Below are 22,025 nucleotides of genomic sequence, written 5' to 3'. Positions count from 1 at the left end.
GGTAGCGGGTGGGTGCGGTGAGGTGTCTTTCGTCGGTGCGGGGAGTTGGTGCGGGCGTCGCTGGGGGCTGTGCCCCCAGGCCCCCCTCCGGCCCTGAAGGGGCCTTGTCCTCAATCGCCGGACGGGCTGGATAGGTGGGCCGGTGCCGCGAAGTACGAGGTACAGGGAGCCTGAACAAGCGCGGTGATGCCGGTAACGTCTGACTTCGTGGGTATCGAGAGCGATCAGGTCGTCTACGAGTATCTGAGCAGGGTCGGAGATCTGGCCCAGCAGCGGCAGTTGCCGTCCGGCGAACGGATGCGGCTCGTCTCGGGGCTGCGCGAGGAGATCGACCGCCGCCGCGCCAAGGCCCCGGTCGACAGCCCGGCCGCCGTACGCCGCATCCTCGACCGCATCGGCACTCCCGACGAGGTGGTGACCGACGCGGGCACCGGCACCCCCGCTGCTCCTGAGGCGCCGCGTGCCTCCGTGCCCGTGCAGCGCGACCGTGACCGAGAAAAGCCGCAGGGAAAGGGCAAGGGGCTGGGGCGCCTCGTACCGCGCCCGCGTCCGGCGGAGACCGGTAAAGGTGCGGACGTCGCGGAGGCGTTCGCTCCCTTTCCCTCCGGCGGCGATCCCGCCCCGCCCCACCTCGCGGGTACGGACGAACTCGGGGACGCGGACTGGTGGCTGGCGGGCCGGAGAGGCCCGTTCACGGACGCGGACAGCCTCCCGGCCGGGTTCGTCGGCGGTGTGGAGATCCCCGACCTGCTCAAGCCGCCGCCCAGGCCGCAGAAGCCGAAACCGGCGGACGAGGCCGAGGCGCCCGAATCAGTGGCGGGTGTCGAGGACGAGATCGCGGAGGCACCCCGCCGGCGCCGTCGGGTACGCCTCCCGCTCCCCTCCGGCAGCTGGAGCAACCCGCTGCTCCTCCTCGCCGCCGGCCTACTGGTCGCGGGAGCGGTCCTGGGCAACGTCTACGCCCTCCTCGTCGGCTGGGCCATCGCCTACGCCTCGCGCCGGCTCTCCCAGGCCGAGACGAAGTGGGCGGTCGTGTACCTGCCCGGAGCGGCGGTCGCGGCAGGCGCCGGGTGGCTGTGGGGCCGTACGCAGGGCCGCTGGGGCGCCCCCATCGCCGAGGGCCACATGAACGAGGCCCTCTCCCAGACCTGGCCGTGGGTGGTGAAGGGCGCCGCGATCATCTCCGCCCTGTTCCTGGTCTGGCGCTCCCAGCGCCCACGCTGACCCCCACCACCCACCCACTCCCCGCCCCACCACCGGGACCACTCCCCGCCCCGGAACCCGAGCCCGCACCCGCTCCTTGCACCCGTGCCGGCTCCCCGCACCCGTGCCGGCTCCCCGCACCCGAGCCCGCTCCCCGCACCCGTGCCTGTGCCCGAGCCCGAGCCCGAGCCCGAGCCCGAGCCCGAGCCCGAGCCCGAGCCTGTGCCCGCGCCCGCGCCCGTGCCCGTGCCCGTGCCCGCGCCCCCGCCCGCACCTGCACCCGAGCCCGTGCCCGCACCCGCACCCGCACCCGAGCCCGTGCCCGCGCCCCGCACCCGTGCCCGAGTGCGCTTTCCGCACCCCCAGCACCGGCCCGCACCCCCAGCCCGTCCGGCGATTGAGGACAAGGCCCCTTCAGGGCCGGAGGGGGGCCTGGGGGCGCAGCCCCCAGCGACGCCCGCACCAACTCCCCGCACCAACTCCCCTCCCGCACAATGGTGCATATGACACTGACCGTCGGCTTCGACCTCGACATGACCCTCATCGACTCCCGCCCCGGGATCCACGCCTGCTACCTGGCGCTCGCCGAGCGGACCGGCACGTTCATCGACGCCGATCTGGCCGTCACCCGGCTTGGGCCGCCCCTCGCGGACGAGCTCGTGCAGTGGTTTCCGGCCGATCGCGTCGATGCCATGAGCGACCTCTACCGGTCGATGTATCCGGCCATCGCCATCACCGCGACCCCCGCGATGACCGGCGCCCCCGAGGCCATCGCGGCCGTACGGGAGCTGGGCGGGCGGGCGATCGTCGTCACCGCCAAGTACGAGCCCAACGCCAAGCTGCACCTCGAACACCTCGGCATCGAGCCCGACGCGGTCATCGGCAACCTGTGGGCCGAGCAGAAGGCGGTGGCGCTGCGCGAGCAGGGCGCGAGCGTGTACGTCGGCGACCACGTCGGAGACGTCCGCGGTGCCCGGACCGCCGGTGCCCTGTCGGTGGCCGTGCCCACGGGGCCCTGCGACGCCGCTGAGCTGCGCGCGGCGGGCGCGGACGTCGTCCTCGACGACCTCACCCACTTCCCGGCCTGGCTGGCCGGCTACTCGGCCGTGGCCGCCCGCGCCTGACGTCGGCCTTCGGCCACCGACCGGAGCACCCCGGCGCCCGCGACGAGGAAGCCGACGCCCATGAGCATGCTCAAGCCGAACATGAACGTCGGGAATGGCGTCGTACCGAGGAGGAATGGGGCCACGGTGACCAAAGTGGCCACCGCACCGACGAAAAAGACGATGGCACCGACACGGATCAGCCGATCTCCGGCCGCGGCGGAATTCGTTTGGGTTTTGTCACGCACTCGACCAGGGTAGTTCCGTTGCCGGGAGCCTCAACAGCTTTCAGCAGTCCGGGCATTTTGGCCCGGAAGGTCCGTCTCGTCACCAGAGCTTGAGGGCTTCGGTTTGAGTACGGTCTCTCGTTTCTGTCTGCCGCTGGTGCGGCAGGGTTGTGCCACCTGCCCGCCCCGTCCCCGTCTTGCGGCGGGGGCGGGTGGTGCGGGTCTTCTGGTCGGCTCCACGAGGTTTCGGCTCCGCGTTGGCGGGGCTCAGGTCTCCGGCCACTCCGGTACCTGTGTTGCGGGCCGCGAGTGCGGCCAGGTTGAGTGCGGCGTTGTCGTCCCGGTCAAGGACGAGGCCGCAGTGGTCGCATGCGAAGACGCGGACGCTGAGGGGCAGCTTGGCTTTCGCCACTCCACAGCCGGAGCATGTCTTCGACGACGGGTACCAGCGGTCGGCCACCACGAGGCGGCTTCCGCGCTGGGCGGTCTTGTAGGTGAGCTGGCGGCGGATCTCTCCGAAAGCGGCATCGGCGATCCGGCGGGACAGGCGGCGGTTGCGGCCCATCCCGGCGACGTTGAGGTCTTCGACGACGACGGTGCCGTACTCGGCGGCGAGGCGGGTCGTCAGCTTGTGGATGGTGTCCGCGCGGAGGTTGGCAACCCGGTGGTGGACTTTGTTGCGGGCGGTGTTGGCTTTCTCCCACCGCTTCGACGCCTTCTGTCCGGTCCGGCGGTCGGGGCCCTGGCGGCGGGATACGGTCCGGCTGGTCCGGCGGAGCTGCCTGAGCGCGGTGTCGAGGTGGCGCGGGTTGGGCTCCTCGGCGGTGGTGCCGTCGCTGTCCGCGTACACGGCGAGGGTCTTGATGCCCAGGTCGATGCCGACTGCCGTGTCCGGGCGGCGGGCAGACTCGACCGGAAGGAGCTGTTCGACCTGGAAGGAGACGAACCAGCGCTCGTGCTCCAGTCGGACGGTCGCGGACAGGATCCGCAGTTCGCCCGCCTCGATGAGCGCGACCAGGTCGAGGCGGTGTTCGTGCAGGCGGATCGTGCCGAGGCGGGGCAGGGTGATGTGTCGGCCGCCGGCCTCGATACGGATCACGCCGGTGGTGAAACGGCAGGTGCGGCGGGCACGGCGCAGCGTCTTGAAACGGGGGATACCCATCTTGCGGCCCTTGCGTTTCCCGGACTTCGACTTCGCGTAGTTGGTGAAAGCGGCCGAGGCGTTGGCGAGTCCGGTGTTGTACGCCTCCTTGGAGTTCTCCTCCCACCAGGAGGAGAACCTGGGGTCGGTGTGCTTGACCTCGTTGAACGCCTTCCGCAGCGCGTACAGGGAGAAGTCCCGCCACGGTGTCAGTCCGTCCTCGCCGATGCCGTAGGACTGCTCGGCCCTGCGCTGCCACCACGTTGCGGTGACCCAGCCGACAGCCCAGTTGTACGCGGCGCGGGAAGCCCCGGTGTGCGACATCAGACGGCGGGACGCCTCGGCGCCCGGGTCCAGGGCCAGCTTGTGCGCGACGAGCCGGAAGCCGGGGCGCTGCTGGAACTTCTTCACGCCGCGCCGTCCTCGCCGGTCGCGGCGGCGATCGCGCGGGCGGCGCGATTCTTCGCCGCCCGCATCCCGTACAGGCGCGCACACATCGACGTCAGCACCTCGGTGATGTCCCGTACGAGGTCGTCGGCGGTCTCCTGCGGGTCGAGGACGACCAGCCGCCGCCCGGACGCGGACAGGGCGGCCTCCAGGTGCTCGACACCGAACCGGGCAAGCCGGTCACGATGTTCGACCACGATAACGGCCACGTCCGGATCGGACAGGAGCCGGTGCAACCTGCGCCGCCGCCCGTTCAGCCCCGAGCCAACCTCGGTCACGACCTCGGCCACGGCCAGGCCCTGCCGGTTCGCACCGGCCACGACCCGGACCGCCTGCCGGTCCAAGTCGGCCTTCTGGTCGGCGGACGACACACGGCAGTACCCCACCACACGACCGGACGGCTGGACAGCGGGCTCGTCGACCAGCCACGTCCCAGACGGCGCCTGACGGACCGGGACGGGCATCTTGCCGTCCTTCACCCACCGCCAAGCGGTCTGGTAGCTCACGCCCTGCTGACGCGCCCACTCCGAAAGCTTCACACGCCCACGATATACGACTAGAAGTGACTATAGATGAATAGAAAATCTGTAGCAGTTGTCACCCCTGCCCGAAGGAACAACCTGTGACTCGCAGCGATAACTGTCACTTGGCAGAGGTGTCTGTCACCCGCTGGACCCAGTCGTTGTTGGCTGCGGCAGGGCGCCATTCGCGGTGGCGGGCGTCCCGGTAGCCGAGAATCGCCTTCTGCGTCACTGGCTCCTTGCGGGCGAGGACGACTCTCAGAGGCGGCGAGTTCCTGGAGGAGTTGCGCACCACGTCGCCGATGGCACGGTCGGGTCCGGGTGGTTCACGCAGTTGTGCCTGCACCGCGGCGAGGAGTCTCAGGGCCTGCCGGTCGGTTGCTTGCCGGAACGTCAGCTGCTGCCGGGCTCCCGCCGGATCCCTCAGCACAACCCGCCCCAGGTGGGGCTCATGGCGTTCAACGGTCCACTCGACCCCGTCCAGGACGAGCCCGGACCCCGGAGCCAGATCAAGTGCCGTCGGAGGAATCACGGCGCCCCCACTGCCGGTTCGACCAGCGAGCGGTCGGTCAGCGGGACGGTCAAGTCGATGCCGATCGAGCGGTGCCAGAACAGATGCAGCAGCTCGGCCCGGGCCAGTGCGGGAACCGCGGAACCCTCCGCGAGCTCACCGAATGTCACTCGGCTCCGAGCCGCGTCCAGAAGACCGGCCCGCAGGCCGAGAGGATCCGGCAGCGGACGACGCTGGGAGGACAACACGTCCAGACCGGCAAGGACGTGCGGCCTCCACCGCGCGGCCAGCACGTAGTCCCAGCCGCAGGCGAGCGCCGCCTCGAACGCGGCGGCGAACGACTCGGCGTCTTTCGTCCGGACCCGGTCGAGCGGACGTACGTCGACAAGACAGACCCCGGTGCGAGCCAGGACCAGGAAGTCCGGAACGTGAACACGCCGCCCGTCGCCTGTACGGAATTCCAGCTTCAACGGCTGTGGAACCACATCCCTCACCCGGCTGGCGAAATCGAGAGCGAGCAGTACCCGGGCCTCCTCCAGGCTCTCGAAGCCGTGATGCCGCCCGGTGCTCACCATGTACTGAAGCTCGGGCCTGTGGCGCTGCCGCCGATGCCACGAGAACCAGCGGACCGGCCCGGCCCCGGAGAGCTGGACCTGGGCGAGGTCACGGACCGGGACGGTCAGCTCACTCCCTCCCAGGTTCAAGCTGACCGACCAGCGACGACTCAGCTCGCTTGTTTGGAGATCTCCGAGACTGTCCGGACACCACAGCGACAGGGCACCCCCGCCCGGTGACAGTTAGCTCTGAGAGTCACACAACCGGACGCATGTAGCACTCACACACGACACCACCAAGTGCGAGCCTTGATACCGGCTGGTCCGACGACCGGCCCAAGACCTGCATGACTCACTGACAGTGCGGAGAGATCCGTAACCCGTCCGTCGGGGCTGTCTCTCAGTTCAGGCTCTCCAGGCTTGTCGGCGATGAGAGTCAGAGCTGAACGCCCCTTGCACTCCCCCACTACTTTCAGCCTCTGCCGATACAGGCAAAGGCTGAACCTCGTTTTAAGGCGTGTTGGGCTGGAGAGACCCCCGGTAAGGTGTTTCGACGGCAGGTCGACAGTGGTTCAGCGGTGATCCGGGGACCGAACGAGGGAGCGTGTGCTTTGCCGACTGGCAAGGTCAAGTGGTTCAACAGCGAGAAGGGCTTCGGCTTTCTCTCCCGCGACGACGGCGGTGACGTCTTCGTCCATTCCTCGGTCCTGCCCGCCGGAGTCGATTCCCTCAAGCCGGGCCAGCGCGTGGAGTTCGGAGTTGTCGCAGGGCAACGCGGTGACCAGGCGCTTTCCGTCGTGATCCTGGACCCGACCCCGTCCGTCGCGGCGGCGCAGCGCAAGAAGCCCGACGAACTGGCCTCCATCGTCCAGGACTTGACGACCGTCCTGGAGAACATCACCCCGATGCTGGAAAGGGGCCGTTACCCCGAGAAGACCTCGGGCGCGAAGATCGCGGGCCTGCTGCGGGCGGTCGCAGACCAGCTCGACGTGTAGGACGCCGCTGGGGGATTTCCGTGGATTTTCGGGTATTTCCGTGGATTTCTAGGGGAAATCGAGTGCGTTCGGGCCGAGGGGTGGCACCAGCCCCTCGGCCGCCGCGCGGGTCAGCAGGCCTCTGACCGCCGCATAGCCGTCCTCGCCGAGGTCCGCGGTGAACTCGTTGACGTACAGCCCGATGTGCTGGTCGGCGACTTTCGGGTCCATCTCCTGCGCGTGCTCCAGGACATAGGCCCTGGAGGCCTCCGGCTCGTCCCAGGCGGCCCGTACGGACGTCCGGGCGGCCTGGGCGAGGAGCCGCAGCGTCTCCGGCCCCAGCGACCGCTTGGCGATGATCGCGCCGAGCGGGATGGGCAGCCCGGTCGTCGCCTCCCAGTGCTCGCCCATGTCCGCGAGCTTGTGCAGCCCGTAGTTCTGGTAGGTGAAGCGCGCCTCGTGGATGACCAGCCCGGCGTCGACCCTCCCGTCCCGTACGGCGGGCATGATCTCGTGGAACGGCATCACGACGACCTTCCCGACCCCGCCGGGGACGGTGTCCGCGGCCCAGAGGCGGAACAGCAGATACGCCGTCGACCGCTCGCTCGGCACCGCGACCGTACGTCCCGTCAGGTCGGCCCCCGCCTCCCTCGTGAGCACCAGCGGCCCGCAGCCCCGGCCCAGCGCACCCCCGCAGGGCAGCAGCGTGTACTCGTCGAGGACGTACGGCAGGACGGCGTACGACACCTTCAGTACGTCGAACTCGCCGCGCTCGGCCATACCGTTGGTGATGTCGATGTCCGCGAAGGTCACGTCGAGCGCGGGCGCGCCCGGCACCCGGCCATGGGCCCAGGCGTCGAAGACGAAGGTGTCGTTCGGGCAGGGCGAGTACGCGATCCGCACATTCCCGGGCTTCTCAGCGCTCATGCGGGTGTTCGTGTGGGTGCTCATGTTCGCTCCAACTCTCCAGTACCGGCGCGAGCTTCCCGAAGGCATCCGTCAGGGCCGTGAGGGCGTCGGCGATGCGCCAGGCGGTGCGGTCGCGGGGCCCGACGGGGTTGGACACGGCCCGGATCTCCAGCACCGGCACACCGTGCGCGGCGGCGGCCTCGGCGACCCCGAAGCCCTCCATCGCCTCGGCCAGCGCGCCGGGGTGCCGGGCGCGCAGTTCGGCGGCGCGCTCCGCGCTGCCGGTGACGGTGGAGACGGTCAGGACGGCGCCGGCGCGGGCGCCTGTCACGGCCGTGACATCTCGTACGAGTGCTTCCGGCGGACGGTGGGTGACGGCGCCGAAGCCCAGGGCGGTGACCGGAACGAACCCGTCCGCGGTCTCGGCGCCCAGGTCCGCGACGGTGATCTCGTCGGCGACGACCAGCGAGCCGACCGGTGCCTGGGGCTGGAATCCGCCGCCGATGCCCGCCGAGACGACCAGGCCGTACGGGGTGCCGCGGAGGGCGGCGGCGGTGAGCGCCGAGGCGACGGACGCGGCGGAGGCGGCGGGACCGACTCCCACGGCGATGATGTCCACCGGCCCGTCACCGGACGGGAAAGCCTGTGCCACCGCGTCCCGTTCGACGGGGACCGCGGTGGCTACGAGGACTCGTACCCCTGACGTCGTCGGAATCGTCAGGAGTCCTTCTTCAGCTTGAACGACCACAGGCCGTTGACCTCTTTCTCGCCCTCCTTGATGGAGACGAGGGTCGAGTTGCCCTGGGCGCCGTACTGGGCGTTGAAGAACACGCTGCCCGGGATCGTGCGGTACGTCTTGCTGCTGGAGTCCGTCAGCGGCTGGCCGTTCATCAGGATCGTCCAGCCCTTGTCGGCGATCTTCGGGTCGACGCCGAAGCGCACGGTCTCGTCCGGGTCGACCGTGATGCTCTTGATGTCCGTGTCCTTGAGGCACTTGGCCACGTCGGCGGTCTTCAGCTCCTTGCCGTCGTCGTAGCAGGAGGCCTCCGAGTTCACCGAGGCACGGCCGACGGTGATCGTGGAGATCGGCGTCGGCTTGTCGCAGGCGGACAGGACGAGCAGTCCGGCACCAACGGCGCCGACGGCGGCAACAGCGCGGCGGCGGCGCGCAGTGGAAGCGGAACGCAACGAGGTCATGGCCGAAGGCTATCGGGCACCCGCAGCAGGGTTGTCACGTGGGTACGGCGTGCCGGGTCCCGTAGGGCCTGATGGCGGCTCTCAGGCGACGCGGGGATGGGCGCGGCCACCGTGGCGGGCCGAGCCGATCAGGCCCTTGACCGTGGTCAGCCAGCCCACGGCGACGATCGCGGCGGCCACACCGAGGCCCAGCTCGCCGACCAGGGGAAGCGCGATACCGACGGCGCCGCCGAGCACCCACGCCATCTGGAGCAGCGTCTCCGAGCGGGCGAACGCGGAGGAGCGGACGAGTTCGGGGACGTCCCGCTGGATCAGCGCGTCCAGGGACAGCTTGGCGAGCGCCTGGCAGAACCCGGCGACCGCCGCGAGGCACGCGACCAGGGCCGCGCTGAAGAACACCGCGGCGACGACCGACGCGCCGAGGACCACGGCGACGACCGTCACGACGATCAGCTCCGGCGCGCGTTGCTTCACGGCCGCCCCGACCGCCGTACCGAGCGCGTTGCCGGCGCCCGCCGCGACGGCGACCATGCCCAGCGACCACGCGGCGCTCTGGCCGGTCAGCGGATGCTCGCGGAGCAGGAAGGCGAGGAAGAAGGTCAGGAAGCCCGACAGACAGCGCAGGGCGGCGTTGGCGCCCAGGGCGTGGGTGACCGCCGTACCGACCGTGCGCAGGCCCGGGCGGCGGAGGGTCTCGGTGCGGTGCGGGCCGTGCAGGTGCTCGGCGTCCGCAGCCAGCAGGGCGGTGTCCTCGCCCTTGGCGGAGTCCACCTTGGGCGGCAGGGAGAAGGACAGGAACATACCCGCGATGAAGATCACGAAGGCGCCGTAGAGCGGCCAGCGTGGTCCGAGGGCCTGGAGGCCGCCGCCGATGGGCGCGGCCACACCGGTGGCGAGCAGCCCGCTCAGCGTGACCCGTGAATTGGCCTTCACCAGGGAGAAGCCGGGTGGGAGGAGACGGGGTACGACGGCGCTGCGGACCACGCCGTACGCCTTCGAGGCGACCAGGACGCCCAGCGCGGCCGGGTACAGCTCGATGCTGCCGGTGGCGACCGCGCCGGCGAGCAGCAGGGCGAGGAGGGCGCGGGCGAGCATCGAGCCGGCCATCGCGGCACGGCGGCCGTGCGGCAGGCGGTCGAGGAGGGGGCCGATCACGGGGGCGAGGAGGGTGAAGGGCGCCATGGTGATGCCGAGGTAGATGGCCACGCGCCCGCGTGCCTCGTCGGTGGGGACGGAGAAGAAGACGGTGGAGGCGAGGGCGATGGTGATCATGACGTCACCGGCGCCGTTCACCGCGTGCAGCTCGATGAGTTTGCCGAGCCCGGATTCCCCGGCCCCGTGCGCGTGGGTGGCCCTGCGGATGCCCCGGGCCGTACCGGTCACCGGGAAGTGCAGGGCACGGCCGACCGCACGTACGGACCCGCTCATCCGGTCCCGTACGCCGTGCCGGCCGCTCTTGGTGCCGGTGCCGCTCCGGTTGTTCCCCTCGGCCCCGCCGATCCCGGTGGCGCCGTGGGGTGACCTCTCGGTTGCCACTCCGCCATAGTGCCCCGAGAAGGGCGTAACTAGTGCGGTTACCGCGCGTATGGGTCCGAGTGGGATGCGAGTGGGATGTGAGTGAGGGTCCTTCAGGGATCTTTTCAGGGGCCCGAGGAGTCTCTCGGACGGTTTCGGTGGGGTGTTTTCCGGCCATCCCGGGGTGGGAAGAGTGGGGTGAGAGGCGAGGAAAAGGGGGGCCGGAGTTGCCACGGTTGGATGTCGGTCGCCACGAACCGTCCCGTCGGTGTGGGCCCCGAGCGCTGGAGAAGGTAGCGTGCGTAGCGCGCAGTGGCGGTTGTTCTCGGCCGCGCGCCTCTCGGTCATCCCGCAGAATGGATGACGTAGGTGCGCCCGAGCGTGATCGGGCGCGAACGTTGACGCGGCCCTCTGGTCCGCTCCGTTCGCAACCGTTCGCACCCCGTCGGGACGGGCGCACTCGTGAGACGGCGTAGGAGAGAAGCGATACCTGTGAGCGCAGCGACAACGCGAAGCCGCACCCCTGACCGCCTGTGCGCCGAGGCCGTCGACCTCGCCCTTTCCGCGGCGGAGGAGGCGGCGGCGCCAGGCGTGGTGGGTGAACACTCGGGCCTCGTGTCAGAAGGAGACCGTGTCGTCACGCACTTCTTCGAGTGCAAGGAGTTCGGCTACCGGGGCTGGCGCTGGGCGGTGACGGTCGCCCGGGCGTCCCGGGCCAAACTGGTCACCCTGGACGAGGTGGTGCTCCTCCCCGGCCCCGACGCCCTCCAGGCCCCGGAATGGGTGCCCTGGAGCGAGCGTCTGCGCCCCGGGGACATGGGTCCCGGGGATCTGCTCCCCACGGACGCGGAGGACCTGCGTCTCGAGCCGGGTTACTCGGGCGAGGACGAGCCCCTGCCGAACTCCGTGCTGGCAGCGGCCTCGGCTTCGGCCTCGGTGGCACTGGCCGCGGATCTGGCGGACGCCGAGGACGCGGACGTCACTCCGGGCTCGCCGGCGGGCTTCACGGTGGTGCCGGCCCGCGGGTCGATCGCGGCGGTGGCCGAGGAACTGGGTATGCGCCGGGCGCGTGTCCTGTCCCGGTACGGCCTCCACACCGCCGCCGACCGCTGGGAGGACGCCTACGGTCCCACGACACCCATGGCCCAAGCCGCGCCGGCGACCTGCGTGAGCTGCGGGTTCCTGGTGGCGATCGGAGGGTCACTCGGGCAGGCGTTCGGTGTGTGTACGAACGAGTTCGCTCCGGCGGACGGGCGTGTGGTGTCTCTGGCGTACGGCTGCGGGGGGCACTCGGAGGCAGCGGTCATGCCGAAGCCGCCGGTTCCGCCGCCGCACGTGATCGACGAGACGATCGTGGACCCGTTCCCGCTGCGGCCCGCGGCGGACTCGGGCTCGGTGCCGGTGGGCGCGGACGACACGGACGCGGCGGAACTCGGACACTCGTAGTTCAGGGTTCGTAGAAGGCGAGCGACCCCGCCGAGGCTTGTTGCTCGGCGGGGTCGCCGCGTACGGGTGCGGCGGCTAGTTCTTGCCGCTGTTCACGATGACGGGCGTCCCGTTCGCGTTCGTGCCGCAGGGCACCGCGTACACCGGGTTGGCCCTGGCGGCTTCCTTGTAGGCCTCCAGGCACTGGTTGTACAGCACCTTGTCGCTCAGCGACTTCGCGAGGATCTCGTTGGCGCGGGCGGTGCCCTCCGCCTCGATGCGCTTGCGCTCGGCCTCCGCCTTGGCCGTACGCGCCCCCTCGACGGCCCGCTCGGTGGCCTGCTCCTGCTGGATCTTCTTGTCGATCTGGTCCTGCAGCTTGTCCGACGGCCTCACGTTGCGCAGATTGACGTTGGTGACGTCGATCCCGCGCGGGGCCAGACGCTCCTTGATGAGGGCGGCGATCTGCGAGCCGATCTGCTCACGGGCGGAGGCGTAGCCTTCCTCGCTGGTGTGCTTCGCGAAGACGTTACGGATGATCTCGCGGCTGTCCGGCAGCACCAGCCGTTCCTCGACGGCTTCCTCACTGCCCGCCAGCCGGTACAGCTCGACCGCCTTGGCCGGGATGACGGCCCACTTGATGGTGACGTCCGCGTACAGCACCCCGCCCTGCGAGGAGCGGACCTCGACCACGCTCTTGTCGTAGAGGTCCAGGTCCACCGGGCGGGTGGAGAAGGAGGTGACATCGGTGAACGGCGACTTGAACTGGACGCCGGAGGTCATCGGTTTCCCGACCTTGCCGAAGGTCACCGGCACCCCGACCTCGTAGGCGCTCACGACATGGACACACGCGAAGACACCGGCAAGCACGGCGGCCACGGCACTGAGCGCCGCCCCGATCTTCCAGCCGCCGACGTCTCGGCCCCGGCCTACGAAAAAGAGCACGACCGCCGATATGAGCAGCAGTATGGACAGCACGAACATGGAAATCCCCCCTGAGGAACAGGTACTTGCTACCTGGTTCACGGACCGGCGCCGCCTCGGGCGTGATCCGGAGGGAATGGTAAGGGGCGCCTCCGCAGGCGAACAGGCCCGGTGGGCGGGGGCGCTGTCCGGCGCGCGGTACCTTCTTGCTCACGCCGATGATGGAGAGTGAACGTACGTGAGCAAGTTCGTGCGACCTGCAGCTGAGGGCGCGGATCCTTTCGGTACGGCCCGTCTGCGCCGGGGTGTTCTGGATGCCTGGGCGACCAGTCCCGCCCGGTTCCGTGAGGACGCCAACGCCGAGGAGGATCTCGTCCTCGGTGGGTACCGGGACCGGCTCGTCGTCGAGCTCGCCCAGAACGCCGCCGACGCCGCCGCTCGGGCCGGGGTGCCCGGCAGGTTCCGGCTCACCCTGCGCGAGGGCGTCCTCGTCGCCGCCAACACCGGTGCCCCGCTGGACGCCACCGGAGTCGAGTCCCTGTCCACGCTGCGCGCCTCCGCGAAGCGGGACGTCCAGGACGGCGGCAAGGACGGCAAGGGGACGGGCGCCGTCGGACGGTTCGGTGTCGGCTTCGCCGCCGTTCTCGCCGTCAGTGACGAGCCCGCCGTCGTCGGGCGGCACGGTGGTGTGCGGTGGGCGCTCGCCGAGGCGCGCGAGCTGGCGGCCGAGACCGCCCGGCACAGCCCCGGACTCGGTGACGAGGTCCGCCGTCGCGACGGCCATGTGCCCCTTCTCCGGCTGCCGTTCGCCGCCGAGGGCACCGCCCCGGCCCCGTACGACACGGCCGTCATCCTCCCCCTGCGCGACACCGCCGCCGAGGATCTCGCGGAACGGCTGCTGAACGGCGTCGACGACGCGCTTCTTCTGACGCTGCCCGGTCTGGAAGAGGTCGTCATCGAGGTGGGGGAGCAGACGCGCACCCTCAGCCGCCGTACCGACGCCTCGCTGACCCTCGTGGAGGACTCCCGCGACGGTACGAGCCGTTGGCGTACCGTCTCCGCGCACGGGCCCCTGGACGCCGCCCTGCTGGTCGGGCGGCCGATCGAGGAGAGGCTGCGTCCGCACTGGTCGGTCACCTGGGCCGTGCCCGTCGACGCCGACGGCACTCCCGTACCGCCCCGGACCAGCCCCGTCGTGCACGCGCCCACACCGAGCGACGAGCCGCTGGGCGTACCGGCGCTGCTCATCGCCTCGCTCCCGCTGGACACCGCCCGCCGGCATGCCGCGCCGGGCCCGCTCACCGACTTCCTCGTGCAGCGCGCCGCCGACGCCTACACCGAACTCCTCGCCGACTGGAGCCCGGTGGGGGAGGGCATCATCGCGCTCGTGCCCGGCCCGCTGGGCAAGGGCGAGCTGGACGGTCAGTTGCGGCACGCGATCCTCGAACGGTTGCCGCGCACCGCCTTCCTCCCGCCCGCGCTCGACCCGGGGGACGACGAGGAACTGCCCTCCGCCCTGCGCCCCCGGGACGCCGAGGTGGTCGAGGGCGCCGGGGCCGACACCGTCCTTGTCCTCGCCGAGGTACTGCCCACGCTGCTGCCCGCCGGGCTCGAACGCCGGGTGGAGCTACGGACGTTGGGGGTCGCCCGCGTCCCCCTCACCGACGCTGTCGACCGGCTCGCCGGCCTGGAAAAGGCACCCGAGTGGTGGCACCGGCTGTACGACAGCCTGGCCGGCGTCGACCCCGACCGGCTGTCCGGGCTGCCCGTACCGCTCGCCGACGGGCGTACGACCATCGGGCCCCGGCAGGTGCTGCTGCCCACCGGCGGTCAGGTGGGGGCCGCCGCCCCGGAGACCCTGGCCCGCCTCGGCCTCAAGGTCGCCCACCCGGACGCCGCCCACCCGCTCCTGGAGAAGCTCGGCGCCCTCCCGGCCACCCCGCGCGCCGTCCTCACCACCCCGCAGGTACGGGCCGCCGTCGCCGCCTCGCTCGACGAGGACGCCCGCAGCCTGTCGTGGGACGACGAAGACACTCCCGACGCCGAGGAGTTGGCCGACACGGTCCTCGCCCTCGTACGCGACGCGGGCCTCGAACCCGGTGACGAACCGTGGCTCGGCGCCCTCGCCCTCCCCGACGAGGAAGGGGAGTTGGCCCCCGCCGGTGAACTCGTCCTCCCCGGCAGCTCGTTCGCCCAGGTGATCCGAGAAGGCGAACTTGCCTTGGTGGACGGAGAGTTGGCGGACAGGTGGGGCGAGCAGCCGCTCGCCGCCTGCGGAGTCCTCGCGACCTTCGCCCTCGTACGCGCCACCGATGTTGTCCTCGACCCGGACGAACTGGACCCCCGGGACAGCGACTTCGCCGAACCCGACGACGCGGGCCTGCTCGACGCCGTGGATGTGTGGAGCGAGGACATCCTCGACCGCTTCCCCGACTCGCCCGTACCTCCCGTCGCCACGGAACTGGTTGCCGTACGCGACCTCGACCTCGTGGACGACGATCGCTGGCCCCAGGCCCTCGCCCTGCTCGCCCAGCCGCCCCTGCGGGACGCGATCGTCCAGCCGGTGCGTGTCCTGCTGCCCGACGGCACGCATGAACTCGTACGGCCGTACACCGCCTGGTGGTTGCGCGGAAACCCGGTGCTGGACGGCCGGCGTCCGGCCGGTCTCCTGGCGGCGGGCGGCGACCCGCTGCTGCGCTGCCTGTACGAGGAGGCCGACGCCACCGGGTTCGACGACGAGCAGGTGCTGCGGGCCCTGGGCGTACGCACGACGGTCGCCGCCCTCCTCGACGAGCCGGGCGGCGCGGCCGAACTGCTGGACCGTCTCGCCGACCCCGACCGGGAGGTCACCGGCGCCCAACTGCACGCCCTCTACGGCGCGTTGGCCGACCTCGACCCGGAACAGGTCACGCTGCCCGACGACTTGCGGGCGGTGGTCGACGGCCACGTGGAGGTCGTGGACGCGGCGGACGCCGTGGTGGTCGACTCACCCGACCTGCTGCCGTTCACAGCGGGGGTGCCGCTGCTCCCCGTACGCCCGGCGAAGGCGGCCGAGCTGGCCGAGCTGTTCCAGGTACGGCGGCTGAGCGAGTCGGTCACGGGCGAGGTGACGTCGGAGGGTGCGGAGCACGACGTACCGGAGTCGGTACGGGTCCTGCTCGGTCCGGCGACCCCGGCCACCTACGTCGAGCACGAGGACCTCGTCGTCGACGGCGTGGAGCTGGACTGGCGCAGGACGCGGGACGGTGTGGTCCACGCCGCCACCCTGGAGGGCGTCGCGGCCGGGCTCGCCTGGGCGGCCGGACAGTGGCCCCGGCGGTTCGAGGTGGCGGCCCTGATCGAGGACCCGTCGAGGACGACCGAACTGGCGCGGGACCGCTGGTTCGACTGAGGCGAGACGGAGGGTGACAGGGCGGCGCGGGCGCCCGGGAAGCGTCCGCGCCGGGCCATCGGCTCGTAGACCCCGGGCAAAGACGGTAACGCGGACACAAAATCTCCGCGTCCGGCGAAACATTCCGCAACTTCCGTACAACCATTCCCATCCGTCACGCATCTGAGCGAGCGAGTCAAGAGACTCCCAGATGATTTGGGCCCGGGTGCGACTGCACGCGGTACGGAGGGATCCGTACGGACGAGCACCACCGGGCCCCCTTTCTCCACTTGGGGAAACGCATGCGCATTCGTGCCACTGTGGTCGCCGTCTCCGGCGCCCTGGCCCTCTCCGCCTTCGTCGTGCCCGCCGCGCAGGCCGCCACGGCGCCCGACGTCACCTTCACCAAGGTGACCATCAACAACGGCAAGCCGATCGTCGCCCGCGCCACGGGGACCACCTCGGTGCCGGTGACGTACACGTTCAAGCACGCGGCCGGACTGGACATCAGCTCGGACAAGCTCCTCGTCCTTCCGTTCCTCTACGCCGGTACGACCATAGACGTGACGAAGGTTCGCCTCGGGGGTGAAGACCCCGCTTCCTGCACGGCCACGTCGTCGACCACCGCCAGCTGCAAGTCCTCCTTCGACCTGCACACCAGCGGTGAGGACGCCAGGCTCCGCAACACTGATGCGCGCTCCTGGAACGTGGGCGCTGTGGCTGTCGCCATGACGGACGAGGGCGACTACAAAGCTCAGGGCAACCTCGGCACCTCCCAAATCAAGTTCCACTCGAAGCTGACCACCGACGCCACCCCGGAGCCGGTCAGGAAGAACGCGACCATCACGGTTAAGGGCACCCTGACCCGCGCCAACTGGAACACCGGCAAGTACACGGGCTACGTCAACGCCCCGGTGACCCTCCAGTTCAAGAAGAAGGGCGCCACCACCTTCACCACCGTCAAGACGGTCAAGGCGGGTGCCGGCGGCGCCCTGAAGACCACGGTGAAGGCCACGGTCGACGGCACCTTCCGCTACGCCTTCGCGGGCTCGTCGACGACGGCGCCGATCAACGCGGTCGGGGACGTCATCGACGTGAAGTAGGCCGTGCGGGTCGCAGGGCTCGTGCTCCGTATGACGAACGAAGGCCGGTGTGACCCATCCAGGGTGCACCGGCCTTCGTGTTTGCGCCTTGGTCACCAGCCTCGACTCAACTGGCGGCGGCAGTTTGGCCGCGACCGCCTGAACGCAGTTCCGAGATTTATTGGAAATCTTCAGATCTGCGGACGCCTGCCTATTGCTGGAGCGTTAAATATCCTGGATAGCCCAATCGCGAGCGACCATTAGGCGGGATTCAAGATCATCGATGGACGCCAGGTGGCCGCTTCGTGTCTGAACCTGGCCGGTTTTAACATTCGCGAGATCTTCCTCGAATTCTCCGCTATTCCACACGACTACTTGGGCCATGAAATTGGCGCCATCGAGGGTCCAACTCACAGATCTTGGTTCTCCCTCGCTAGGGAATATCTCTATCTGTGAAATCTCCCGCAGAGTGTTGTTTCTGTGAATTTCCCGACCAATCCACTCTTGGGTGCGCTCCAGTAGCGCGCGGCCTAGGGACATCCCCAGCCTCCCATCTGGACGTTCTTCGCCTCGGGGAGTTGAGGGACAGGGTTCCCCTTTTTTGCTGCCAGTCGAGCGAAGATTGTATCGGAGTCTGACATCTTGAAGTCCCCTGGCCTGCCGCCGGGAATAAGTGTCGACTTTGGGACGTCGAATTCTACGTACACGGATCCGGGGCGCGCAGATATGTACGCGTCTCGACTTGCCGGATACACGACGTAAGTGAAGCCACCTCCACCGCGCTGCACCTTTCCCGTCTCCGTCATCGCCTGATGCTCTGCCGACGACATCCAGCGGCCAACAGTGACCATCCCCTCGGCTGGAGTGTGGCCTCCGCTGTTGTGAACGAGAATCGGAGTGGACCCGGCGAGCACATAGTACGTGTGGATGTCCGCGATGGTGAGGTTGTAGGTGGTCTGCCGGTGGATAAAGGAGCGGTTCTTCTGTACCTGGACCGTTGACTTGTCGCTGGTCAGGAGTGTCGTGCCCGACGTCAGTGCGCCTGCCTCTATCCAGCCCTGCCGCGACGGGCTCCAGAACGGGTGTTCGTAGGTCGCGGTGAGCTTCTCGGCGCCGGTGCGGGTGGTGATCGTCAGCTCGTTGAAGTACTTGTCGTCCCCGGTGACGATCTGGCGGGTCACCTCGCTGACGGCTGTCCGTCCGGAGACCGGCTCCGTGGCCAGTACGCGATCACCTGGATGGATATCCTCGATGCTCTTCCTGGAGCCGTCTCCCATGAGGACCTTGGTGCCGGCCGGGAAGCATTTAGTGCGGCAGACGCGCTTCAGCAACTTCAGTTTGTCGTAGGCCTTTTCCAGGGCTCTGAATTTGGCGCCGCCGAGCGCGTCCGCCGCGAGGCTGCCGCAGTTTTCGAAATCCTTTTCCTGTATGCAGGCTTCGAACTGTCCCAGGCCGAGGATTTCCTTCTCGATATTCCAGAGTTGCTCTGCCGCGGCGCCGAGTTCCTCGCCGTAGGCCAGGATGTCGCAGTAAATCTCGCTCTGCTGGCACCAGCGGGCGAAGCCCTCGGGGTCGCACGGGACGAAGCCCTGCTGGCAGTGGTAGAGCTGGCGAGCTTGGGCGCCCGCGTCGTTCTTCGCCTTTTCCTTGGCCGCGACGGCGGCCTTGCGCCGAGCTTCGGCTTCCTCCCGCTCCTTCTGGACCGCGATGGTGAACGCCTCGGTGGACGCCTTCAGCGCGGCTTCCGCGTCTTTGCCCGCGTCGACGGCTGATTGCTTCGCCTCGTCGGCGTAGTGCCATGCCGTGGAGGCGCTGGCCTGAGCTATCTCCGAGGAGAGCGTGGCGTCGGCCGCCGACCTGGCGGCGTCGGAAGCCGCTGCGTCCGAACTATCGGCCGCGTTCCGAGCCGTCTTCGCGGATGCGGCGGCACTTGCTGCGGAGGCCTCGGCGGCTTTGGCGTGCTGAGCAGCTTCGTCGGCGTACGTCTTGGCCTTGGCCGAGGAGTCGCTTGCTTTCTTCGCCCACTCGGTGGCCTCGGCGGCTGCCTTGCGCGCGGTTGCGGCTACTTTCTGGGCGGTGGCGGCGTTCTGCTGCGCGGTTGCCGCGACCTTCGCCGCGTCCGAGATCATCTTCTGGATCTGGGCCACGTGGGTGGCGGCCAAGTAGTCCTTGCGCTGGGCCTTGTACTGGCCGGAGACGATGAAGGTGTGCAGTGACTGGGGTGAGGCCTCCAGGGCGATCCGGGCTGCCGATTTCACCTCCGGACTGCCGGTGTCGAACAACTGTGCCGCACGGACCCGCTCGTCCTGCGTCCGCGCGGTGAACTGAGTTCTGGTCAGGAACTTGCTGAACTTCTTGGTGTCGTCCGAGTTGAGAGCAGCGAGGCCGGACTCCTTGAGGACGGGGCCTGCATCGCCGATCACTCGAGCGATGGCGACTCGCATGCTCTGCGCGGCGACCTTGTACTGCCCGTTGTCGATGAACTCCGTGACGGTGGCGGCGTTGCCGTCGAGGGCGACCTCGGCGGCGTTCCGTACCTCCTCGGTCTCACTCTCCTCCGCCAAGCGCTCGACATAGGAGCGGTCGTCACCCTCCTTGGCGGTCGTCCAGCCGTTGCGGAGGTAGTCGATGACAACGTCGTCGGTGCCGGTGAGGGCGTACTCGGCGGCGGCCCGCCCCCAGGCCGTGCCGTTCTGCATCACCAGGACGGCCAACTTGCGACCCTGGGCGGCGATGGTGGACAGGGCTGCTTCGGGCTTCGCTGCCTCGGCGACCAGCCGGTTCCGCTCGGTTTCCCGGTCCTTGACCGCCTGCTCCAGCGCGGCCTGTCCGGTCGTACGGGCGCTGGCTGCCGCCTGGTCGTCCCGGGCGCGCTCGATGCCGGCGTTGGTACGGCCGAGCAGTTCCTCGGCCTCCACCTCGCGGGCGATCTTGTAGATGTCCTGGGCCGTGGCCACGGCGGCGCTGGCCACGTTTGCGGCATCGGTGGCCGCTTTGGCGTGGTTCGTGGAACGGCCTGCGGCCTTCGCGGCGTTGCCCGCGTCCGCAGCCGCTTCCTCAGCGAAGGTGGCCGCGTTGTTCGCGTGCGTGGCCGCCGACCTGGCGGCTACTCCCGCCTCGCGGGCCGCCTTGGCGGCCTTTGCTGCCAGAGCCTCGGCGGCGGCAGCGGCACGGTTTGCCTCGGCGGCATGGCGCCGGGCGGTGGCGGCTGCGGCGCGTGCCTCTGCGGCAGCGGCGCTGGACTGGCCGGCGTAGCCACTGGCCTCGACTGCGGCGTCGGCGGCGAGTTGTGCGTTGGCGCCCGCACTCGCGGCAGAGTGGGCGGCCTTGCCTGCCTCGTCGGCCGCAATGGCCGCCTGGTCGGCGGCGTCGGCGGCGAGGTCGGCACCCTTGGCTGCCGTACGGGCGGTCTCAGCGGCTTGCCTTGCAGCCTGAGCGCTGTTTGCGTCCACCGCCGCGTCGGCGGCGGCGTTACGTGCCTTGGATGCGGCCTGGGAGGCGCCGGCTGCAGCCGCGGCCGCCTGGGAGGCGGCGTTCGCGGCGACACGTGCCGAGCTGTTCGCGGCGCGGGAGGCCTCGATCGCAGTCTGTGCGGAGGCGGCAGCCTGGGTCGCTGCGGAGGCTGCCCGACCTGCGGCGCTCGCGGCCTTGGCAGTGTCGCCCTTGGCTGCCTCGGCTTCAGTGGCGGCCTTCAGCGCGGCTTCCTTGGCGAGCTGCGAGGCCTGCACGGCCTTGGCGGACTCAGCCTTCGCCGCCGCCGTTTCTTTGGCGGCGAGCTTGCCGGCTTCCTTCGCCTGTTGGGCGAGTTGCGCGACGGTAGCGTGTTCCTGGTCCTTAGCGAGCGCGACGTACTGGCCGACATCCAGGAACTCCCGGATGTCGGCGGCGCTGCCGTTCAGCGCGAGGCGTGCAGCGAGTTGCACGTTGGTGCCGCCCGTACCCATGATCTGGGCCACCTGGACACGCTCGTCCTGCTCGCGTTGCTTGTACTGGCCCTCGCGGAGGAATTTCAGGACGTCGTCGGGCGTGCCGTCGAGTGCGGCGTTGCCAGCGTCCTGGACGTTCGGCCCGCTTGTGCCCATGATTTGGGCGACCCGCACTCGATTATCCTGCTCTGACCGTGCCTCCGAGCCCTCGTGTAGGAAGTCCCACAGTGCCTCAGGGGTACCGAACAGAGCTGTGCGAGCTGCGGTCAACAGCTCAGGACCGCCCACCGAAGCGATCCGAGCGACGGTGACCCGCTGGTCCTGGAAGGTTAGGTCGTCCGCTACCACGAGGAAGGCTGCCACGTCGGCGTTGCTTCCGGTCAGTGCGGCCTGCGCCGCCTCCTTGACGATGGGCCCACCGCCTCGCCAATAGTCGACGACCATGCTGCGGTCGGCCGAGGCCACTTCCGACGCGGTGACGGAACTTGCTGCTCCCTCGGGCAGTTCAGCAGCAGAAGAAGGAGGGGAGCTGAGCAGGCTGGCACCCAAGGCCAAAGGCAGCAGACTCAACGCCGTTCTGCGTATCAGATGTGCCGCTTTACCGGCAGTATCGAACTGGTCAGTTCTTCGATTCACTGAGTACCTGTCTAAGTCATCGGCGACGCCCCCGAGTGTGTGTCGCCGAATATGGGAGTGGCGAGCATAGCTTCCGCAATCTCGGCGATCGAGTCAGATAGTTGGCTGACGAATGAACGAGTGAGTAATTTAGCCGTAAAAAGCCGTTCTGGGTGTTTTTGTGTTGCGTGCGCGGCGTCGTGAAGGAAAGGTGTTGACGGTCTCTAAAGTTGCGGTTATGGTGTGTTCTGCCTTTGCGTTTGCTTTGCCCATCCGGGTGGGGCGCTCACGAAGAGGGTTCCGCTGACCTGGCCCTTCTTCCCCCGGATCGTCGTGGTAGCAGCAAAGGTCATGGCTCATGCCCCCTGTGCTCGTGTGGGG

At 69.6% G+C, this 22,025-nt stretch carries 18 protein-coding genes; 6 read left to right on the top strand and 12 right to left on the bottom strand.

Features of this window, described 5'->3' with window-relative positions; genetic code table 11:
- Positions 1-207 precede the first annotated feature (207 nt).
- Together QA861_RS19825 and QA861_RS19820 are read left to right on the top strand one after the other, a co-directional pair.
- Entirely contained in the window at positions 208-1,224 is a 1,017-nt protein-coding gene (locus tag QA861_RS19825; RefSeq protein ID WP_334589669.1) for a hypothetical protein, read from the top strand.
- A 473-nt stretch (positions 1,225-1,697) separates the two neighbouring features.
- On the top strand, positions 1,698-2,327 hold the full coding sequence (locus tag QA861_RS19820; RefSeq protein ID WP_443041511.1) for an HAD family hydrolase: 630 nt from the start codon (positions 1,698-1,700) through the stop codon (positions 2,325-2,327).
- On the opposite strand, the gene QA861_RS19815 is transcribed toward QA861_RS19820, so the two are convergent.
- From QA861_RS19815 to QA861_RS19795, 5 genes are all read right to left on the bottom strand, one after another.
- Complete coding sequence (locus tag QA861_RS19815) at positions 2,300-2,554, bottom strand: hypothetical protein (protein ID WP_334589667.1); 255 nt, start codon at positions 2,552-2,554, stop codon at positions 2,300-2,302. The genes QA861_RS19820 and QA861_RS19815 overlap by 28 nt on opposite strands.
- Positions 2,555-2,633: 79 nt before the next feature.
- Positions 2,634-4,085 carry an IS607 family element RNA-guided endonuclease TnpB gene (gene tnpB / locus QA861_RS19810; RefSeq protein WP_334589666.1) on the bottom strand — a complete coding sequence of 484 codons (1,452 nt, stop codon included), beginning with the start codon at positions 4,083-4,085 and terminating at the stop codon, positions 2,634-2,636.
- A complete protein-coding gene (locus tag QA861_RS19805; protein ID WP_334589665.1) occupies positions 4,082-4,660 on the bottom strand; it encodes an IS607 family transposase in 579 nt (192 codons plus the stop codon). The genes tnpB and QA861_RS19805 overlap by 4 nt, the downstream gene beginning before the upstream one ends.
- Before the next feature lie 103 nt (positions 4,661-4,763).
- Entirely contained in the window at positions 4,764-5,174 is a 411-nt protein-coding gene (locus QA861_RS19800) for a hypothetical protein (protein ID WP_334589664.1), read from the bottom strand.
- Positions 5,171-5,857, bottom strand: a complete 687-nt coding sequence (locus tag QA861_RS19795; protein ID WP_334589663.1) for a TnsA-like heteromeric transposase endonuclease subunit — start codon at positions 5,855-5,857, stop codon at positions 5,171-5,173. Before QA861_RS19795 ends, QA861_RS19800 begins: the two co-directional genes overlap by 4 nt.
- Positions 5,858-6,318: 461 nt before the next feature.
- On the opposite strand from QA861_RS19795, the gene QA861_RS19790 reads away from it, so the two are divergent.
- Complete coding sequence (locus tag QA861_RS19790; RefSeq protein WP_006380984.1) at positions 6,319-6,702, top strand: cold-shock protein; 384 nt, start codon at positions 6,319-6,321, stop codon at positions 6,700-6,702.
- A gap of 48 nt (positions 6,703-6,750) precedes the next feature.
- Here the strand turns inward: QA861_RS19790 and QA861_RS19785 are convergent, their stop codons facing one another.
- The 4 genes from QA861_RS19785 to QA861_RS19770 all read right to left on the bottom strand — a co-directional run bounded on the left by QA861_RS19785 (position 6,751) and on the right by QA861_RS19770 (position 10,323).
- Complete coding sequence (locus QA861_RS19785; protein WP_443041510.1) at positions 6,751-7,632, bottom strand: 1,4-dihydroxy-6-naphtoate synthase; 882 nt, start codon at positions 7,630-7,632, stop codon at positions 6,751-6,753.
- Entirely contained in the window at positions 7,598-8,338 is a 741-nt protein-coding gene (locus tag QA861_RS19780; RefSeq protein WP_334589662.1) for a futalosine hydrolase, read from the bottom strand. The genes QA861_RS19785 and QA861_RS19780 overlap by 35 nt, the downstream gene beginning before the upstream one ends.
- On the bottom strand, positions 8,308-8,787 hold the full coding sequence (locus tag QA861_RS19775) for a DUF2771 domain-containing protein (RefSeq protein ID WP_334589661.1): 480 nt from the start codon (positions 8,785-8,787) through the stop codon (positions 8,308-8,310). Before QA861_RS19775 ends, QA861_RS19780 begins: the two co-directional genes overlap by 31 nt.
- Positions 8,788-8,868: 81 nt before the next feature.
- A complete protein-coding gene (locus QA861_RS19770) occupies positions 8,869-10,323 on the bottom strand; it encodes an MFS transporter (RefSeq protein ID WP_334589660.1) in 1,455 nt (484 codons plus the stop codon).
- Between the two features lie 471 nt (positions 10,324-10,794).
- On the opposite strand from QA861_RS19770, the gene QA861_RS19765 reads away from it, so the two are divergent.
- Positions 10,795-11,748, top strand: a complete 954-nt coding sequence (locus QA861_RS19765) for a DUF3027 domain-containing protein (protein WP_334589659.1) — start codon at positions 10,795-10,797, stop codon at positions 11,746-11,748.
- A gap of 75 nt (positions 11,749-11,823) precedes the next feature.
- On the opposite strand, the gene QA861_RS19760 is transcribed toward QA861_RS19765, so the two are convergent.
- Complete coding sequence (locus QA861_RS19760) at positions 11,824-12,711, bottom strand: prohibitin family protein (protein WP_334589658.1); 888 nt, start codon at positions 12,709-12,711, stop codon at positions 11,824-11,826.
- 178 nt (positions 12,712-12,889) lie between these two features.
- Here QA861_RS19760 and QA861_RS19755 point away from each other — a divergent pair, with 178 nt between their 5' ends.
- Together QA861_RS19755 and QA861_RS19750 are read left to right on the top strand one after the other, a co-directional pair.
- A complete protein-coding gene (locus QA861_RS19755; RefSeq protein ID WP_334589657.1) occupies positions 12,890-16,042 on the top strand; it encodes a sacsin N-terminal ATP-binding-like domain-containing protein in 3,153 nt (1,050 codons plus the stop codon).
- 281 nt (positions 16,043-16,323) lie between these two features.
- A complete protein-coding gene (locus tag QA861_RS19750) occupies positions 16,324-17,124 on the top strand; it encodes a hypothetical protein (protein WP_334589656.1) in 801 nt (266 codons plus the stop codon).
- A 204-nt stretch (positions 17,125-17,328) separates the two neighbouring features.
- Here the strand turns inward: QA861_RS19750 and QA861_RS47400 are convergent, their stop codons facing one another.
- A complete protein-coding gene (locus QA861_RS47400) occupies positions 17,329-17,643 on the bottom strand; it encodes an immunity protein TriTu family protein (RefSeq protein WP_503461738.1) in 315 nt (104 codons plus the stop codon).
- Positions 17,634-21,473: a TreTu family toxin gene (locus tag QA861_RS19745; RefSeq protein WP_503461746.1), complete on the bottom strand. Its 3,840-nt coding sequence runs from the start codon at positions 21,471-21,473 to the stop codon at positions 17,634-17,636. The genes QA861_RS47400 and QA861_RS19745 overlap by 10 nt, the downstream gene beginning before the upstream one ends.
- Positions 21,474-22,025 lie beyond the last annotated feature (552 nt).

Origin of the sequence: Streptomyces sp. B21-083 (assembly GCF_036898825.1) — a bacterium.
Lineage (GTDB): Bacteria > Actinomycetota > Actinomycetes > Streptomycetales > Streptomycetaceae > Streptomyces.
This window is presented reverse-complemented; position numbering and strand designations above follow the sequence as displayed.